Source organism: Nitrosomonas sp. GH22, assembly GCF_009833115.1.
Lineage (GTDB): Bacteria > Pseudomonadota > Gammaproteobacteria > Burkholderiales > Nitrosomonadaceae > Nitrosomonas > Nitrosomonas eutropha.
Map to the genome: position 1 here is coordinate 1 of NZ_QRCA01000017.1, position 16,257 is coordinate 16,257.

A 16,257-nucleotide genomic window follows, 5' to 3' on the forward strand; every position below is an offset into this window, starting at 1 on the left:
AATAGCGCTGAAGATCTGGAACAGACCCTGATACGTTATGTCAGTCTGTAAACCCGCAACTACCGCTGTCTGCCCTCAAGAGTAAAGCTCCAATGCAGGCCATGAATGAATGGCATAAAACTCATCCCCATCTCTTTCATAAAAAACCATACAATCATCCGGGATGCGACAATTAGCATCTATGTCAAGCAACTGCCATCTATCGTTGCAGACAATAAAAAACCCGCAATATTTTAAACATGCTGGTTTTCTACATTGTCGTATACGGTTGTATACTAGCAATTGGCGGAGAGAGAGGGATTCGAACCCTCGATAAGCTTTTTGAGCCTATACTCCCTTAGCAGGGGAGCGCCTTCGACCTCTCGGCCATCTCTCCGTAAATGATATTTCTTGCAGCTTCTTAGACGGCTTACAATTTAAAGAGCTAACAATATTAACATGATTTCACATCAATGTTGTTCGCCTGATCCAGATCAAAGGCCTTATGCAAAACCCGGACAGCCAACTCCATATATTTCTCATCTACTACGACAGAAATCTTGATTTCTGAAGTTGCGATCATTCGAATATTAATCCCTTCCTCAGCCAGAACACGAAACATTTTACTGGCTATGCCAGCATAAGAACGCATCCCTACACCAATCACCGAAATCTTGGCTATCTTTTCTCCACCAATCACATCACGAGCACCAATATGCGGCAACACCTGTTCTTTCAGGATATCCATTGTCCGGGTGTATTCATTGCGGTTAACCGTGAATGAAAAATCAGTGGTACCGTCACGTCCTATATTTTGAATGATCATATCCACGTCGATATTGGCATCTGCAACCGGACCCAGTATCTGATAAGCAATACCCGGATGATCTGGCACACCAACAACCGTGATCTTCGATTCGTCACGATTAAATGCAATTCCTGAGATTATAGGCTGTTCCATCTTGTTATCTTCCTCAAACGTGATCAGCGTACCTTCACCCTCTTCAAAACTGGAAAGAACCCTTAGCTTGACCTTGTATTTCCCGGCAAATTCTACCGAACGTATCTGCAGCACCTTGGAGCCCAAACTGGCCATCTCAAGCATTTCTTCAAAGGTAATAGTATTCAGTTTTCGAGCTTCCGGCACTACTCGTGGATCTGTTGTGTAAATACCATTGACGTCCGTATAGATTTGGCATTCATCAGCTTTGAGTGCTGCAGCAAGTGCCACTGCAGTCGTATCTGAGCCACCTCGCCCGAGTGTAGTGATATCACCCGCTTCGTCCCTACCCTGGAATCCGGCAACGATAATCACATTGCCAGCAGTCAAATCAGCACGAATATGATCTTCATCAATCTTCAAGATACGCGCCTTGGTATGAGCACTATCAGTTGTGATACTGACCTGGGGACCGGTATAACTTTTTGCCTTGATACCCAGTTCACGCAAAGCCATTGCCAGCAACCCGATCGTAACCTGCTCACCCGTTGCCAGAACAACATCCAGTTCACGAGGATTTGGATTGGTTTGAATTTCCTTTGCCAAAGAGATAAGGCGATTTGTCTCCCCACTCATGGCAGACACAACAATCACCAGTTTGTGTCCCTGCGCCTGGAATTCAGCCACTCGGCGCGCAACCTGCTTAATGCGCTCAACGCTGCCTACCGAAGTGCCGCCATACTTTTGAACAAGGAACGCCACGAAAGATATCTCTCAGAAATAAATAATTAAACGGTCGGAAATTCTACACAGTTCTTCGGAAGAATTCTATTTCAGGATTCTGAACAAAAATACCAGGCTTCTCTGCATCAAAGCCTTACCGTAGCGTCATCATTATTCTGCAAAAAACGGTTTTGCCGACTGACTCACACACATTACATCACACCCAGTCAGATTCCATAGCCGGAATAGATTTATTATTCCCGGGCAAAACCGCTATTTGCCGCAGAAAATTAGAAAGTAATTCCCAGTTCCCGCAACGTTTCTTTGGTTATTTTTCCTTCGGCCAAACCATGCTGTTTCTGGAAATCCACCAATGCATTTTGAGTACGAGGGCCCATCATGCCATCTGCCGCCCCGGGATTTAGACCCGCATCCTTCAACGCCTTCTGAATTTTACGAATCAGATCCGGTGTAGCTTTGACAACTTCCAACCCATCATTGACAGTTTCTTTTATTGCCTCATTTACTTTTGGAGTCTCTGCCAGAACAGAATCAGCTTTTTCAGCAAAATTCCCAGCAGTTTCTTCCAATTCGTGTTTTACATCATCACCCTCAGCATTGACTGCCGATCCGGTTCGTTGAATAATTTCATCTGCTCTTGCCAGTATGGATTCCAATGATTCTTCTGTCGCTTCTGCTGCTTCTCCAGCTTCAGATAGTCCCGGTTCAACTGCACTCTCATTACTCTGAGCAGCTTTCGAAGTTATCTCTGGCTGATTTTGCTTGGCGGTTTCTTCAGGTTGGTCACCGCAACCGGAAATAACTCCAACAAGAAACAGAACCAAAACACTCTTTGCAAAACGATCAGAATTTATTCTTTTCATTTCTGAATTTCCCCGTAAAAAATCGATGCATTTTTTAGATACTCTCGGTACTAAAACCAAGCCCGAAAACTCCATCTCCCTAATTGAATCATCCCCAGATCAAGTAAACACACTCCTGATACACATTCTTCCGCAACGTGGTTATTTTACTCTACGTGATTATACGAAACCTGTTTGACAAGGTTAATAATGTATCAGGTTAAAAAATAAAATCACACAGAATTGACAGCAATATGTAATCTGGTGCCAGCCGAGGAAACACCGAATTACAGTCAACAGGCCATAAAACAATAGACAGCCTGCATATAAATTATAAATGCTCGAATTTCAGGTTGATCAGATTACGCTATATAGCCCTATGCATCAGTCATTTATTCGTGTGTTTCACCCACATCACTCTGGATTTCAATAATTCACAAGTTAGCGCATACACCGTGCCAAATCGGTCCCGGCAAATATTTTTAGGAAATTACCATGAACGAAACCATTCTTGTCCTCAATGCCGGTTCATCCAGTATCAAATACGCACTCTATCGAACAACATACGAAAGTATATCGATAATCTGCCGGGGAAAAATCGAGATCGGCAGCAATACTTCATCCCAGTTTCAAGTCAGGGATTCCCGAGGAGAATTACTCTGGCAGCAGCACCTTCACGTTCCCCATCATGAAAGTGCGATAGAAGTGATTTTACAATGGCTGGAGACACAAACAGATAAACAACGACCAACGGTAGTAGGCCATCGCGTCGTTCACGGCGGTATATTATTTGACCAGCCAGTCATCATCAATGAGCAAGTCATCACCCAACTGTTCCAACTGGTTCCACTGGCGCCTCTGCATCAGCTTGACAGCCTGGCGGGAATTGAAACATTAAAACGACTCAAGCCAGATTTGCCACAGGTTGCTTGTTTCGACACCAGTTTTCATCGTACCATGCCTGATGAAGAACGGATTTATGCACTACCTAGCCATTTAACAGATCAGGGAATCCAGCGTTATGGTTTTCATGGCCTTTCCTACGAGTATATTGCCCATATTCTGCACGATCATCTAGGCGATCGTGCAGCAGGACGCATCGTAGTAGCGCATCTTGGCAATGGTGCCAGCCTGTGCGCTTTGCGGCAGGGCAAAAGTATCGCCACTACGATGGGATTCACACCATTAGAAGGTTTGCCGATGGGTACACGTTGCGGCAACCTCGATCCGGCAGTATTGCTCTATCTGATGCGGGAGCAACAAATGAATCACGACATGCTGACAGACTTATTGTATCGTCACGCTGGCTTACTAGGTGTTTCCGGCATCAGCGCCGATATGCGTACGTTATTAGCCAGCAATGCCCCCCGCGCCAAACATGCCGTTGACCTGTTCATCTGGCAGGTATGCCGCCAACTGGGTGCAATGATAGCCGTACTGGAAGGTATCGATGGTTTGATTTTCACTGCTGGCATCGGCGAACATGCACCACAGATCCGAGCAGGGATCTGTGCTCGCCTCAAATGGCTGTCGATCAAGCTTGACGAGTCTGCCAATCAAGCCAATGCCATTCGTATCAGCACTGCTGAAAGCCATATCCCGGTCCTCGTTTTGCCAACCGATGAAGAGAGCATCATCGCTCACCATACATTACGACTCATCATGGCGTAACTTGGGGCGATTCCAGATAACCTGACCTTAATGAGGTATTCAACATGACTCAGACCCCACAATCTCTCACGCCGGATGTACTGCAAAAAATAGACGCTTATTGGCGTGCCGCCAACTACCTTTCAGTCGGCCAGATCTACTTGCTCGACAACCCCTTGCTGCAAGCTCCGCTGACATTGCAACACATCAAGCCCCGTTTGCTAGGACATTGGGGAACGACACCTGGACTCAATTTCATCTATGCCCATCTCAATCGCGTCATCCTACGTGATGATCTGAATATGATCTACATAGCTGGTCCCGGCCACGGCGGGCCTGCGCTGGCTGCCAACACTTATTTGGAAGGCACTTACTCTGAATATTATCCTGATATTTCGCAGGATATCCAGGGGATAAAGCATCTGTTCCGCCAATTTTCCTTTCCAGGCGGAATTGGCAGTCATGCCACGCCAGAAATCCCTGGTTCCATCAATGAAGGGGGGGAGCTCGGTTATTCACTTTCCCATGCCTTCGGTGCGGTGTTCGACAATCCGGGTCTGATCGCAGCCTGTGTCGTAGGTGATGGAGAAGCAGAAACCGGGCCATTGGCAGCTGCCTGGCATTCCAACAAATTTCTTAACCCAGCTCAAGATGGTGTAGTGCTGCCGATCTTACATCTGAACGGCTATAAAATTGCTAACCCCACCATTCTGGCACGTATTAGCCGTGAAGAACTGAATCAGCTGTTCTATGGCCACGGCTATCGGCCATACATCGTTGAAGGAGAAGATCCACTGGCCATGCATCAGCTCATGGCCAGTACACTAGATCAGGTATTGACTGAAATCAGATCGATCCAGGCCCAAGCCCGACTCGAGGGCGTAACCCAGTATCCCCGCTGGCCCATGATCATCCTGCGCACCCCGAAGGGATGGACTGGACCCAAAACAGTCGATGGCCTGAAAATAGAAGGCTCCTGGCGTTCCCATCAAGTACCCCTCTCAGAGCTGGCAAAAAAACCGGAACATCTCCAGCAACTTGAAGCTTGGCTCAAAAGCTACCGTCCAGAGGAGCTGTTCGATACTCACGGACGGCTGATTGAACCACTCCAGGCATTGGCACCGCTTGGTAATCGGAGAATGGGTGCCAACCCGCATGCTAATGGTGGATTACTGAAAGAACCACTGCATATGCCAGATTTCCGGGAATACGCGGTTGAGGTTGCACAACCCGGCCAGATTGAAGCTGAAGCGACCCGGGTCATGGGCAGCTTCCTGAGAGACATCATGCGCCTGAATCTAAGAAGCTGTAACTTTCGGGTATTTGGGCCGGATGAAACAGCTTCCAACCGATTGGGAAACCTGTATGAGGTCACACCCAAAACATGGTTGGCCGAAACTTTAGCTGAGGATGAACACTTGGCGCCAGATGGCCGAGTAATGGAAATTCTCAGTGAACACCTTTGTCAAGGATGGCTGGAAGGCTATCTACTGACTGGGCGGCATGGTCTTTTTTCCTGCTATGAAGCATTCATTCACATCATCGATTCGATGTTCAACCAGCATGCCAAATGGCTAAAAATCAGCAAGGAAATCCCATGGCGCAGACCCATCGCCTCACTCAATTATTTGCTGACTTCCCACGTCTGGCGTCAGGATCATAACGGATTTTCCCATCAAGATCCTGGTTTCATTGATCATGTGATCAACAAAAAAGCCGACACCATCCGTATTTATCTACCGCCTGATGCTAACTGTCTATTGTATGTCACAGACAAATGTCTGCGCAGCAGTAATTTCGTTAATGTCATCGTTGCCGGGAAGCAGCCACAACTGCAGTGGTTGGATATGGATGCCGCGATCAAGCATTGCACGGCCGGTATCGGCATATGGGGATGGGCCAGTAACGACCAGGACGGCGAGCCTGATGTCGTCATTGCCTGCGCCGGAGATGTTCCAACTATTGAGGCCCTAGCTGCTGTGAGCATTCTACATGAACACCTGCCTGACCTGCGTATCCGGGTGATCAACGTCGTTGATCTGATGACTCTGCAGCATCACCTGGAACATCCGAAAGGTCTATCTGACCGGGAATTCGACACCTTGTTCACCACAGACAAACCTATCATTTTTGCCTATCACGGCTACCCTTGGCTAATTCACCGCCTAACCTACCGTCGTACCAACCACCATAATTTGCATGTGCGCGGCTATAAGGAAGAAGGCACTACTACCACACCATTCGATATGGTGGTACTTAACGACATGGATCGCTTCCATCTGGTTGATGACGTCATCGACCGCGTTTCCCATCTGGGTTATAACGCAGCCTATCTCAGACAAATCATGCGTGACAAACTGATCGAGCACCGCGAATATATCAACCGCCACGGTGAAGATATGCCGGAAATCAGAGATTGGAAATGGACGACACTACCGTGATATCAATAATATAACCATCAACTGGATTGTTTTATATTGTCTGTAGCTGTTTACTGTTTAGTCCCACGATAAGCGAGGATATCTTACACCAGCATTCGTGGGACTAAATATCGCGTCCCAGATGATTGTATCGTTTTTTATGAAAGAGGTGGGAATGCGTTTTATACCATTCTTTCATGGCCTGTATTGGAGTTTTACTCTTGAGGGCAGACTGCGGCAGTTACTAATTATACAGACTGGCATAACGTATCAGAGTCTGTTTCAGATCTTCAGCGCTATTGAATCGATGTGTTTTGAGTACATCAGCAATACGTCTGTTGAAACGTTCGACCATTCCATTGGTTTGCGCAGTACGTGACCCCCGGATCAGGTGATGTTCGATACCGAGTTCCTGGCATAGTTGGTCAAACTGATGATTGTCACTGGGGTTGCGTTCATGGCTGGCAAACAGTCCATCAGTAAATGACTTGCCGTTGCCTGTCAGAATACGGGGATCCTGATCTGACTGGTTATTCTCATGTCAACAAATATCCTGTAGCCGTTCGCTGATGCAGTAACTGTCTTCTTGCTTCCCGTCGCCCTAATCTGCTTTTTCCTTCTGTATCATCATGCACTTCGAGGCAATTACCTCCATCAGATCACGCCAGGAATCTACAAATTTTTTGGCTCCCTCTTCCTGCAGCCTGGCAGCAAGAGCATCAATATCAATCCCTGCTCCAGCAAATTGTTGCAGAACGGCTTCACTGTCACCGCCATCAACAGGCATAGTTCCACCACTCAAATCACCATGATCTACCAGCGCACTCAAAGTCTTCTCAGGCATGGTGTTAATTGTAAAAGGTGCAACAAGCGCTGTCACGTAAAGCACATCAGAAGCCTTGGGATCCTTGGTACCTGTACTAGCCCACAATAAACGCTGCGGCCGTGCACCCGCATTGTAGATACGCAACCAGCGGGCGGAGCCAAGCTGTTCGCATACCGCTTTATAGGTGCGATGAGCAATGGCAATACCTAGTTTGTTCTGTAATGCTTCTGGAACCTTGCCAGCCACTGCCGCATCCCACCGGCTGATAAACAGGGATGCAACGGAGATCACATCAGGATTCAGTCCAGCTTCGATACGCCGCTCAATTCCACGCAGATAAGCCTCGGCTGCCGCCACATACTGCTCACGGCTGAATAATAAAGTCACATTGATCGGAATTCCGGAAAAAATTGCTTCTTCAATGGCAGGCAAACCTTCCCTGGTTCCTGGAATCTTGATCAGAAGATTCGGCCGCTCCACCTGACTATGCAAATTCTTTACAGCTGCAATGGTACTGGCGGTATCGTATGCCAATAGAGGAGATACTTCTAACGATACCCAACCATCAATGCCATTGGTACGGTCATAAATCGGACGAAATAAATCAGCAGCCTGAGTAAGATCCTCTAGCGCCAGATCGAAAAAAATTACCTCACCCGATTTTCCTTGTGCCAGATCAGCACGGATGGAAGCATCATAAGCATCGCTATGCTTGATCGCATGGTTAAAAATTGTCGGGTTCGAGGTTAACCCTGTTACTGACAGCTCATTAATATAACGTTTGAGTGTGCCATTAATTAATAAATCACGTGTAATGTTATCGAGCCAGAGACTCTGGCCGAGATTATGCAAAAGTTGTGTCGCTTTCATAATTCTGCTCCTTGGAAAATCGCCGGACCGATAACTGCGCGCCGGCAATACCCAGTATACGTGCATCAGATAAAATCGCTATGGCTGACGACCTTTGAATGATGTTGCCGCATCGGCAACCCGGCGCCAACAATCGCTCGGCTACCTCTTCCTGCGACAATTTGTCGCATTCTCATTTCCTGCTTTTGTCCGGATAATTTGATCCGGACAAACAATGGTTATTATGACTCTTTTCGCTACTGCATCATGTCTTCATCGGATTCCCCCGTATTTACAGCACTTTATAAACAATACCAGTCACAATTGATCAGTCGCATCACCTGTCTGGTCGGTTGCCGTGAAACAGCAGCTGATCTCGCCCAGGAAGCCTATATCCGGTTACTGGGCCACCGCGATTTATCGAATATATTGAGTTTGTCCGCTTATCTGTTCCGGATCGGCCATAACCTGGCGATGGATCACCAGCGTGACCCCTTAAATAAAATAGAATACCTGCTGCTCGACGAAACCCTGCCCTGCCCGCTGCTCCAGCCGCATGAAATCGTGAGTCTCCGGCAGCAATGCAGACTATTACTGGATACGATCGCCTCTATGCCGCAAGGTTGCCGTGATGTTTTTCTGCTGCGTAAAATCGATGAGCTCAGTTACAGTGAAATCTCCATCCATCTCAATATTTCCGAGAAAACCGTGCAACGACGTCTGGTACAGGCTATGTTGCGTTGCCACCGCAGCATGAACCGTATGACCGACCGGTAATACTATATGTCCGCTTCCGGCCCTCCTGACGAACAGCTGCTCAAACAGGCACTGAAGTGGTTTTTTCTATTACAGTCTGAACACTGTACGGATGAAGACAAGCGGAAATTCAACCGCTGGTTCTGTAAAAATGAAGCTCATCAGGCAGCCTATACGCATGCTGAGCGCTTATGGTCTGAAACAGACAAACTGAAAGAAACACCCGATATTCCCGGTTTGCATGAAGCCAGACGACGCCGGCCCAAACACCAGCCGGCCGGCATATTCGGCTGGGCACTGTTCTTCCTGATTTCATCTGCTTTGATGAGTATCAGCTGGCTGGAATACAACGCTGAAACCGTCACTTATTCCACCCGATTGGGAGAGCAGCGTCTCATCTCCCTAGCGGATGGCAGCCGTATCAACATGAATACGGCTACCCGTCTGCACGTCCGCATTTCTTACCTGCAACGCAAAATTACGCTGGATGCGGGAGAAGCCGTTTTTGACGTTGCACACGAAACCTGGCGTCCTTTTGTCGTGCATACAGACAAATTGCAAATCCAGGATATCGGTACCCAATTCAACGTACACAGACAGCAGGATGAGATCTCAGTCACGGTATTGGAAGGCGCGGTGGAAATCGATGGCGTACGTCTGGATGAAGGATATCAGCAATACTACTCCTCTCGCGGTGATCATGCGGTCCTCCGCCCGGTCGATACCGAACAGATCGCAGCCTGGCAGCACGGGCGGCTGATATTCCGCCAGACTCCTCTGGCAGCAGTCACAACCGAGCTGGAACGCTATCACCCGGTACACTTCATTTTTACTGACCCCGCCATTGCACATGAGACGCTGAGCGGAACATTCGGCACCCGTGATCTGCCACTTTTCCTCAGCAGCCTGGAAAAGGCTTTACCAGTCAGGGTAAAAAAACTGCCGGACGGGCAAACCCTGCTGATCGACCGGATAAATAAAAAAATGTGACCAGTTCATCGTGTTTTTCACGTCTTACCAGACAGGACATCAGAAACCTTTATACCTTCCTGACTGGAGAAAAACACCATGAAATCTATTGCCGGATTATTTTCGTTACTGCTTCTGCTATGGGCGAATACGGCCAATGCGCAAAATGACATCCCCTATTCCTTCAATCTTCCTGCACAGCCTCTTTCTTCCACACTGAATCACCTGGCCAATATCACTGGCATCAAGCTGATTTATGCGGATGAAATCACCCGAAATCATCTTTCTCCACCTCTACACGGCAACTTCACACTGGCAGAAGCATTGAACCAGGTACTGAATAAAAACCGGTTGAAGTACGAGATGGTCGATAACAGCATGGTCGTCATCAGCCAGGCTGCTGCCAATACGGTTTTACCTGAAATCACCATCACCACTGATTCATCCGCGGCCGGTAACGAAGCCTCACTAACCGTTCCGAATACCGCACAGGCAACGGCCAATATCCAGTACACACCCGGTGCCGTCGAAGTCATATCCGATGCCCGATTCAAAAGTACACCGGCACAAACCATCAAGGACATCGTCGGCTGGATACCCGGTGTCATCGCCCAACCCAAATCGAATATCGATAACCGGATATCGATCCGCGGCTCCGGATTAACGCGCAACTATGGCAACCGTGGCATCAATATGTATATGGACGGCATCCCGATCAACACTGCTGACGGCCTGTTCGATGTCTTCGAAATCGATCCAGGTGCTTACCGCTACGTCGAAGTGTTCAAGGGTGCCAATGCACTGCGTTACGGAGCCAACTCTCTCGGTGGCGCAATCAACCTCGTCACACCGACAGGGTATGATGCTTCCCGGTTCAGCGGGCGAGTGGATACAGGCAGTTTCGGCTATATGAAAGGACAGGTGAGCACGAGCGGAATCCACGGCCCGCATGATTATTTCATCACTGCATCGGCACAGCGCGAGGATGGCTATCGTGATCACAGCAATGGCCATATGGTACTCGGTAGTGCCAACTTCGGTTATCGATTCTTACCGGATGCCGAGACACGCTTTTACCTGAACGCAAATACATGGCGCCAGCGTTTACCAGGCGAGCTGACCAAGCGCATGGCGCTGGATTCACCACGCAGCGCCGATCCCGAGTTCGTACGGCAGGATCAGCAACGCAACATCGACTCAGTGCGGCTCGCCAACAAGACTACGCTACGCTTCGGCCCCACCACGGTCGACTTTGGTCTCTTTGGCCACCATCGCCATGTGGATCATCCTATCTACCGGTACCTGGACTACTATGTCCATGACTACGGCGGCTTCGCGCGTGCAACCGATGACCGTCTGATCGCCGGCTTCCGCAACCGCTTCGTCGCGGGTGCAAACGTTCATAACGGCAAAATCAACTACAAAGAATATATCAACCCGGGAGATGCGGTGAAAAGTGCACTCGCCATGTCCACGGTAGATAAATCACAGAACTATTCAATCTATGTGGAAAACAGTTTCTACTTCCTGCAGAATGTCGCGCTGGTTGCTGGCGGGCAGTTCCTGCATGCGATTCGCGACCGGAATGACCGTTTCCTGGCGGATGGCGATCAGTCGGGCCGCCGTGCTTACAGCATCTTCAGCCCCAGAGGAGGATTGTTGTGGGACATTGCTCCCGATGTACAGATCTTTGCCAATATCTCACGCAGTGCCGAAGTACCGACTTTCGACACGAACACCTTTATGACACCCGCTAGTTCGGAACTCGATGCCCAGACTGCTACCACCTATGAAATCGGAACACGCGGGCACAGAGCCGATTTCAAATGGGATATCGCCTTCTATCGCGCCCATATCAGAAATGAGCTGCAATGCCTGAGAACGTCGCCGTTCAGCCCATGTACGGTAGTCAATGCAGATCGTACCGTACATCAGGGGATCGAACTGGGATTCGGTGCCGCATTTCTCAAAGGAATCGCCGCCCGGAAAGATCTTCTCTGGCTCGACATAGCCTACACCTACAACGATTTCTTTTTTGACAATGACACCCTTTATGGAAACAACAAGCTGCCCGGCGTACCACCCCACTACCTGCGCGCAGAAGTGCTCTACAAATATCCGAATGGATTCCACGCCGGTCCAAATGTGGAATGGATGCCACGAGCCTACTACGCTGATAATGCTAATAATCTCTCCATTGGCTCATACGCGCTCCTAAACTTCAGAATCAGCTATGACCCAGGTAAAAAATGGTCCGGTTACCTCGAAGGACGTAATCTACTTGATACCCGCTACATCTCAACCACGATCACCTCCGGCACGGCTGATGCCACCTCCGCACTCTTCAATTCCGGCTATGGTCGGGCAATTTACGGTGGCATACGGTTCAACTGGTGAAAACAAAAATTTCAAATCTATCGTACAGGTTGTACAGCTTCACACTGCTCACCAATCCAGCGACCGGTTGTGTCAGCAGATACATAAACCGGCATGTCCTGCACTGTACTATTGAATTCTGTTCTCCCAGTAAAACTTTCAGGTGTAGAAAAAACACCTTCAGCATGGCCATTCCCTTTAAAGCGCGGATTATCGCAAACGAGTTCCACTTGATAGCGATTCCCGGATCGACTGGCATTGACAACCGTGCATCCGGACTGATTCTCATAAAAATTAGAGGGAATATCCTGTTGTGCCATCTCCGGCGTGATACAAACCCGAGAAGTAGCCGCACCATCCTTGATCCGCGGAATTTTCACTCCGTACTGTTTGGCCAGCATGGTAATTTGCTGCATCTGCTCGGATGGAACATGTTGAACCAGCCCGAGTAAATCCGATCGGGTTGTCACTTCCCATAACCCGGCCCGGATGGCAGTTTCAGCCCGACCAAGCGTGCTAACCATTAACAGCAGGACAATCAATATAACCTTGAATGTAGTCTTGTACATAGCGGTATCAGTCAATGATGTCCACGGTTCTTTTTATTATCTTCCCTGATTTCAATAATTTCAGCATCCTCGATTATCCCGTTACTCTGCTCAGCCGAAGCAGCCATTGATTGCCGGAGTTTGCGCCGCAGCCACCACAATCGCGCACTAACTACTGCTGCCACAGCCGCAAACAACGCCAGTACAATCGAAAAGAAGAACGCACCCAACACTACCACCACAATCACTACTGGTATCAGCGTCAGATAAAATGCCCACCGGTTAATCGGCGATGTATTCAGTGATTCACCTGTCGGATCAGCTTGCCCCTGATGAATAATCCTTCTAATAATTATTTTTCTGTAGTCGTCATGCATTGCATCCACTCCTCTATCTCAACCACACTTTTAGGCACTGACCGGGTAAGCACTTCATGCCCGGTCGATGTAACAGCTACATCATCCTCGATTCTTATACCAATATTCCAGAAATGCTCCGGGATATCTTCGGCGGGGCGAATATAACAACCTGGCTCTACAGTCAGCGTCATCCCAGAAACCAGTGTACGCCACTGTCCGGCCTGCTTGTATTCTCCCGCATCATGTACATCCAACCCTAACCAGTGACCGGTCCGGTGCATATAGAATCGTTTGTAGGATTCCGTTTCCATCACTGCATCCGGGCTACCTTCGCATAAGCGCAAGTCAATCAATCCTTGTACCAGTACCCGCAAAGCTGCCTGATGCGGCATATCCCAATTATTACCCGGCCGAACTGCATCAATGGCAGTCAGCTGGGCAGCAAGTACCAACTGATAAACATCTTTCTGTGCAGCCGAAAAGCTACCATTTATCGGAAAAGTACGTGTAATATCCGCTGCATAACCATGCAATTCACAGGCAGCGTCAATCAACAACAAATCACCTGCTTTCAGCCGTGCGTCATTCTGAACATAGTGCAATACACATGCATTCGCACCGCCCGCCACAATAGATGTATAAGCGGGAGACTGAGCACCTTGCTGACGAAATTCATAGAGCAGTTCAGCTTCTATTTCATATTCATGCTTACCGGGACGAGTCGCCTGCATGGCGCGCTTGTGTGCATCAGCTGAAATCCTGGCTGCTTCCCGCATCACCGCCAGTTCATGATCATCCTTGACCAAGCGCATTTCATCGAGTAAATGGCGGATATCTCGTATTTCTGCCGGTGCTGATATGCCTTTCCTGATCTGTTCTCGCACACGGCTGATCCACCCGATCACACGCTGATCCCAGGAAACATCATGACCGAATGCATGAAATACCACAGGTTGATTCGCTAGCAGCTCACCGACAAGCTCATCCAGCCGGGTAATGGGATAAGCTGCGTCAAAACAAAATGCTTCTCGTGCCGCATCCGGCCCATAACGAAACCCATTCCATATTTCATGTTCACTATCCTTGTCCCGACAAAATAAAATCTGTTGCGATGTGTTTTCATCCCCGGTAGCAACCAATAACAAAACCGCTTCAGGCTCCTGGAAACCGGTTAAATAGTAGAAGTAGCTATCGTAACGATAGGGATAATTTGTATCACGGTTACGGTATTTCTCCGGTGAAGTAGCAATTACAGCAACACCTTGCTGAATGTGTGACAGCAGTTGTTTTCTGCGATCGATATACGTCTGGACTGGAATCATGTCACCGGATTCCAGTAATAGTTTCAGAAAACAGTCGGGAATTTGCCAGACCACCGACCATGTATCTTCCAGACATCGATAATATGAAAAACCCGTATGGATACAAAAGCATTATTAACTCCCGGTTTCTTTTTATGGTTAAAATGTAACATTTCCTTATGAGGCCAAATCATGTATCGCATTGCCCCTAGCATTCTTTCTGCCAATTTTGCCAGACTAGGCGAAGAAGTCACACAAGTCCTGGATTCTGGTGCGGACATCATTCACTTCGATGTCATGGATAATCATTACGTTCCCAATCTGACGATCGGGCCACTGGTATGCGAAGCGATCCGCCCTCTGACCAAAGCAATTATCGACGTGCATCTGATGGTTGAACCAGTTGATCGCATTATTCCGGATTTTGCCAAGGCGGGCGCCAACATTATCTCCTTTCATCCGGAAGCTTCGCGGCATATTGACCGTACCATCGGGCTCATCAAAGAGCAAGGATGCAAAGCAGGCATGGTTTTCAATCCGGCCACACCGCTTTCGTATCTTGATCATGTTCTGGATAAACTTGATCTGATCCTAATTATGTCGGTCAATCCCGGGTTTGGCGGGCAGGCCTTTATTCCCGAGGCACTGAACAAACTGCGTCTGACAAGAGAACGCATCAATGCAAGCGGTCGCGATATTCTGCTGGAAATTGACGGTGGCGTGAAGGTGAGTAATATTGCAGAAATTGCTCGCGCTGGTGCGGATACGTTTGTTGCGGGCTCCGCCATTTACAGTGCAGGTAAAGACAGCGATCCTCATCGCTACGATAGCGTTATCGCTGCCATGCGGGCCGAATTAGCAAAAGTTACCTGACCAGGAACCAACATATGACCCAATCTAACATACAACCGTCCAATCGAACCTCGTTTCCGATTCCACTTAAAGCTGTCATCATTGATCTGGATGGCACTCTGCTTGACACTGCCCAGGATCTCGCGCTAGCGGCCAATGCGATGCTGCGCGAGCTACACATGGCAGAACTGCCGCTATCCACCATACAAAGTTTTATTGGCAAAGGAGTCCCCAAGCTGGTTAAACGCACGCTTACCAACAGCCCGGATGATGAGCCGGATCCCGCACTGTTCGAGCAGGCATTGCCGATATACGAACGTTGCTACGCAGAGAACTTGCATGTGTATACACGCCCCTATCCTGGCGTCATCGAGGGACTCGAACAGCTCAAGCAGAGTGGATTTCGCCTGATTTGCATTACCAATAAAACAGAAATCTTTACACTCCCGCTGTTACACAAAACCGGGCTGCGGGATTACTTTGAACTGGTACTGTCCGGTGACAGCCTCCCGAAAAGAAAGCCGGATCCGCTGCCACTACTGCATGCCTGCAAACATTTTAGTGTTTTACCCAACGCAGCGCTGCTGATCGGTGATTCATCCAACGATGCTATTGCCGCACGCGCGGCAGGCTGCCATATCTTCTGTGTACCCTATGGATACAATGAAGGGCATGATGTGCACAAACTCGATTGTGACGCGGTTGTTAATTCGATCGTTGAAGCAAACAGTCTGATTACCTGCCAGCGCGATGCCTGACTGGCAATGAAACACATAAAGCTATACCGGCTTGTCACCGTGATAAACATGCAACAGCCGGTATAACCTCATTCCATCACTTTACCAT

At 48.5% G+C, this 16,257-nt stretch carries 13 protein-coding genes, 1 tRNA gene and 2 pseudogenes; 8 read left to right on the forward strand and 8 right to left on the reverse strand.

The window, feature by feature from the left end; translation table 11 throughout:
* Positions 1–176: pseudogene (locus ABF86_RS06710) on the forward strand (IS481 family transposase); the annotation flags it as partial.
* A 107-nt stretch (positions 177–283) separates the two neighbouring features.
* On the opposite strand, the gene ABF86_RS06715 reads toward ABF86_RS06710, so the two are convergent.
* From ABF86_RS06715 to ABF86_RS06725, 3 genes are all read right to left on the reverse strand, one after another.
* A tRNA-Ser gene (locus ABF86_RS06715) sits at positions 284–376 on the reverse strand.
* 57 nt (positions 377–433) lie between these two features.
* Entirely contained in the window at positions 434–1,681 is a 1,248-nt protein-coding gene (locus tag ABF86_RS06720) for an aspartate kinase (RefSeq protein WP_074455892.1), read from the reverse strand.
* A 251-nt stretch (positions 1,682–1,932) separates the two neighbouring features.
* Entirely contained in the window at positions 1,933–2,526 is a 594-nt protein-coding gene (locus ABF86_RS06725; RefSeq protein ID WP_074455934.1) for a peptidoglycan-binding domain-containing protein, read from the reverse strand.
* A gap of 474 nt (positions 2,527–3,000) precedes the next feature.
* Here ABF86_RS06725 and ABF86_RS06730 point away from each other — a divergent pair, with 474 nt between their 5' ends.
* Both ABF86_RS06730 and ABF86_RS06735 read left to right on the forward strand, forming a co-directional pair.
* Positions 3,001–4,176: an acetate/propionate family kinase gene (locus ABF86_RS06730; protein ID WP_074455893.1), complete on the forward strand. Its 1,176-nt coding sequence runs from the start codon at positions 3,001–3,003 to the stop codon at positions 4,174–4,176.
* A gap of 44 nt (positions 4,177–4,220) precedes the next feature.
* Complete coding sequence (locus tag ABF86_RS06735; RefSeq protein ID WP_074684930.1) at positions 4,221–6,596, forward strand: phosphoketolase family protein; 2,376 nt, start codon at positions 4,221–4,223, stop codon at positions 6,594–6,596.
* Between the two features lie 103 nt (positions 6,597–6,699).
* Here ABF86_RS06735 and ABF86_RS06740 read toward each other — a convergent pair.
* Positions 6,700–7,097 (reverse strand): annotated as a pseudogene (locus ABF86_RS06740) (integrase core domain-containing protein); the annotation flags it as partial.
* Between the two features lie 79 nt (positions 7,098–7,176).
* Positions 7,177–8,271: a transaldolase gene (gene tal, locus ABF86_RS06745; protein ID WP_011635108.1), complete on the reverse strand. Its 1,095-nt coding sequence runs from the start codon at positions 8,269–8,271 to the stop codon at positions 7,177–7,179.
* A gap of 246 nt (positions 8,272–8,517) precedes the next feature.
* Here tal and ABF86_RS06750 point away from each other — a divergent pair, with 246 nt between their 5' ends.
* The 3 genes from ABF86_RS06750 (at position 8,518) to ABF86_RS06760 (ending at position 12,372) form a co-directional block, all read left to right on the forward strand.
* Positions 8,518–9,027, forward strand: coding sequence for a sigma-70 family RNA polymerase sigma factor (locus ABF86_RS06750; protein WP_011635109.1), 510 nt, complete (start codon positions 8,518–8,520; stop codon positions 9,025–9,027).
* Between the two features lie 6 nt (positions 9,028–9,033).
* Complete coding sequence (locus ABF86_RS06755) at positions 9,034–9,996, forward strand: FecR family protein (RefSeq protein WP_074684931.1); 963 nt, start codon at positions 9,034–9,036, stop codon at positions 9,994–9,996.
* A gap of 78 nt (positions 9,997–10,074) precedes the next feature.
* The gene (locus ABF86_RS06760; RefSeq protein ID WP_074684932.1) at positions 10,075–12,372 is read left to right on the forward strand and encodes a TonB-dependent receptor; all 2,298 of its coding nucleotides are present in this window, start codon (positions 10,075–10,077) and stop codon (positions 12,370–12,372) included.
* Between the two features lie 17 nt (positions 12,373–12,389).
* Here ABF86_RS06760 and ABF86_RS06765 read toward each other — a convergent pair whose 3' ends face one another.
* The 3 genes from ABF86_RS06765 to ABF86_RS06775 are packed head-to-tail and all read right to left on the reverse strand — an operon-like array spanning position 12,390 to position 14,580.
* Positions 12,390–12,920: a DUF3617 domain-containing protein gene (locus ABF86_RS06765; RefSeq protein ID WP_011635112.1), complete on the reverse strand. Its 531-nt coding sequence runs from the start codon at positions 12,918–12,920 to the stop codon at positions 12,390–12,392.
* Positions 12,921–12,931: 11 nt separating this feature from the next.
* Positions 12,932–13,276: a hypothetical protein gene (locus ABF86_RS06770; RefSeq protein ID WP_011635113.1), complete on the reverse strand. Its 345-nt coding sequence runs from the start codon at positions 13,274–13,276 to the stop codon at positions 12,932–12,934.
* Complete coding sequence (locus tag ABF86_RS06775) at positions 13,252–14,580, reverse strand: aminopeptidase P N-terminal domain-containing protein (RefSeq protein WP_041353840.1); 1,329 nt, start codon at positions 14,578–14,580, stop codon at positions 13,252–13,254. Before ABF86_RS06775 ends, ABF86_RS06770 begins: the two co-directional genes overlap by 25 nt.
* Before the next feature lie 171 nt (positions 14,581–14,751).
* Between ABF86_RS06775 and rpe the strand changes: the two genes are divergently transcribed.
* Both rpe and ABF86_RS06785 read left to right on the forward strand, forming a co-directional pair.
* On the forward strand, positions 14,752–15,432 hold the full coding sequence (rpe, locus tag ABF86_RS06780; protein ID WP_011635115.1) for a ribulose-phosphate 3-epimerase: 681 nt from the start codon (positions 14,752–14,754) through the stop codon (positions 15,430–15,432).
* 14 nt (positions 15,433–15,446) lie between these two features.
* Positions 15,447–16,169: a phosphoglycolate phosphatase gene (locus ABF86_RS06785; RefSeq protein WP_011635116.1), complete on the forward strand. Its 723-nt coding sequence runs from the start codon at positions 15,447–15,449 to the stop codon at positions 16,167–16,169.
* The last annotated feature ends 88 nt before the right edge of the window (positions 16,170–16,257 follow it).

Bases quoted from the DNA above. Each gene is read 5' to 3' on its own strand.
- rpe (WP_011635115.1), top strand. From the start codon at position 14,752: ATGTATCGCATTGCCCCTAGCATTCTTTCTGCCAATTTTGCCAGACTA.
- ABF86_RS06775 (WP_041353840.1), bottom strand. From the start codon at position 14,580: ATGATTCCAGTCCAGACGTATATCGATCGCAGAAAACAACTGCTGTCA.
- ABF86_RS06725 (WP_074455934.1), bottom strand. From the start codon at position 2,526: ATGAAAAGAATAAATTCTGATCGTTTTGCAAAGAGTGTTTTGGTTCTG.
- ABF86_RS06770 (WP_011635113.1), bottom strand. From the start codon at position 13,276: ATGCATGACGACTACAGAAAAATAATTATTAGAAGGATTATTCATCAG.
- ABF86_RS06755 (WP_074684931.1), top strand. From the start codon at position 9,034: ATGTCCGCTTCCGGCCCTCCTGACGAACAGCTGCTCAAACAGGCACTG.
- ABF86_RS06735 (WP_074684930.1), top strand. From the start codon at position 4,221: ATGACTCAGACCCCACAATCTCTCACGCCGGATGTACTGCAAAAAATA.
- ABF86_RS06765 (WP_011635112.1), bottom strand. From the start codon at position 12,920: ATGTACAAGACTACATTCAAGGTTATATTGATTGTCCTGCTGTTAATG.
- tal (WP_011635108.1), bottom strand. From the start codon at position 8,271: ATGAAAGCGACACAACTTTTGCATAATCTCGGCCAGAGTCTCTGGCTC.
- ABF86_RS06730 (WP_074455893.1), top strand. From the start codon at position 3,001: ATGAACGAAACCATTCTTGTCCTCAATGCCGGTTCATCCAGTATCAAA.
- ABF86_RS06750 (WP_011635109.1), top strand. From the start codon at position 8,518: ATGTCTTCATCGGATTCCCCCGTATTTACAGCACTTTATAAACAATAC.
- ABF86_RS06785 (WP_011635116.1), top strand. From the start codon at position 15,447: ATGACCCAATCTAACATACAACCGTCCAATCGAACCTCGTTTCCGATT.
- ABF86_RS06760 (WP_074684932.1), top strand. From the start codon at position 10,075: ATGAAATCTATTGCCGGATTATTTTCGTTACTGCTTCTGCTATGGGCG.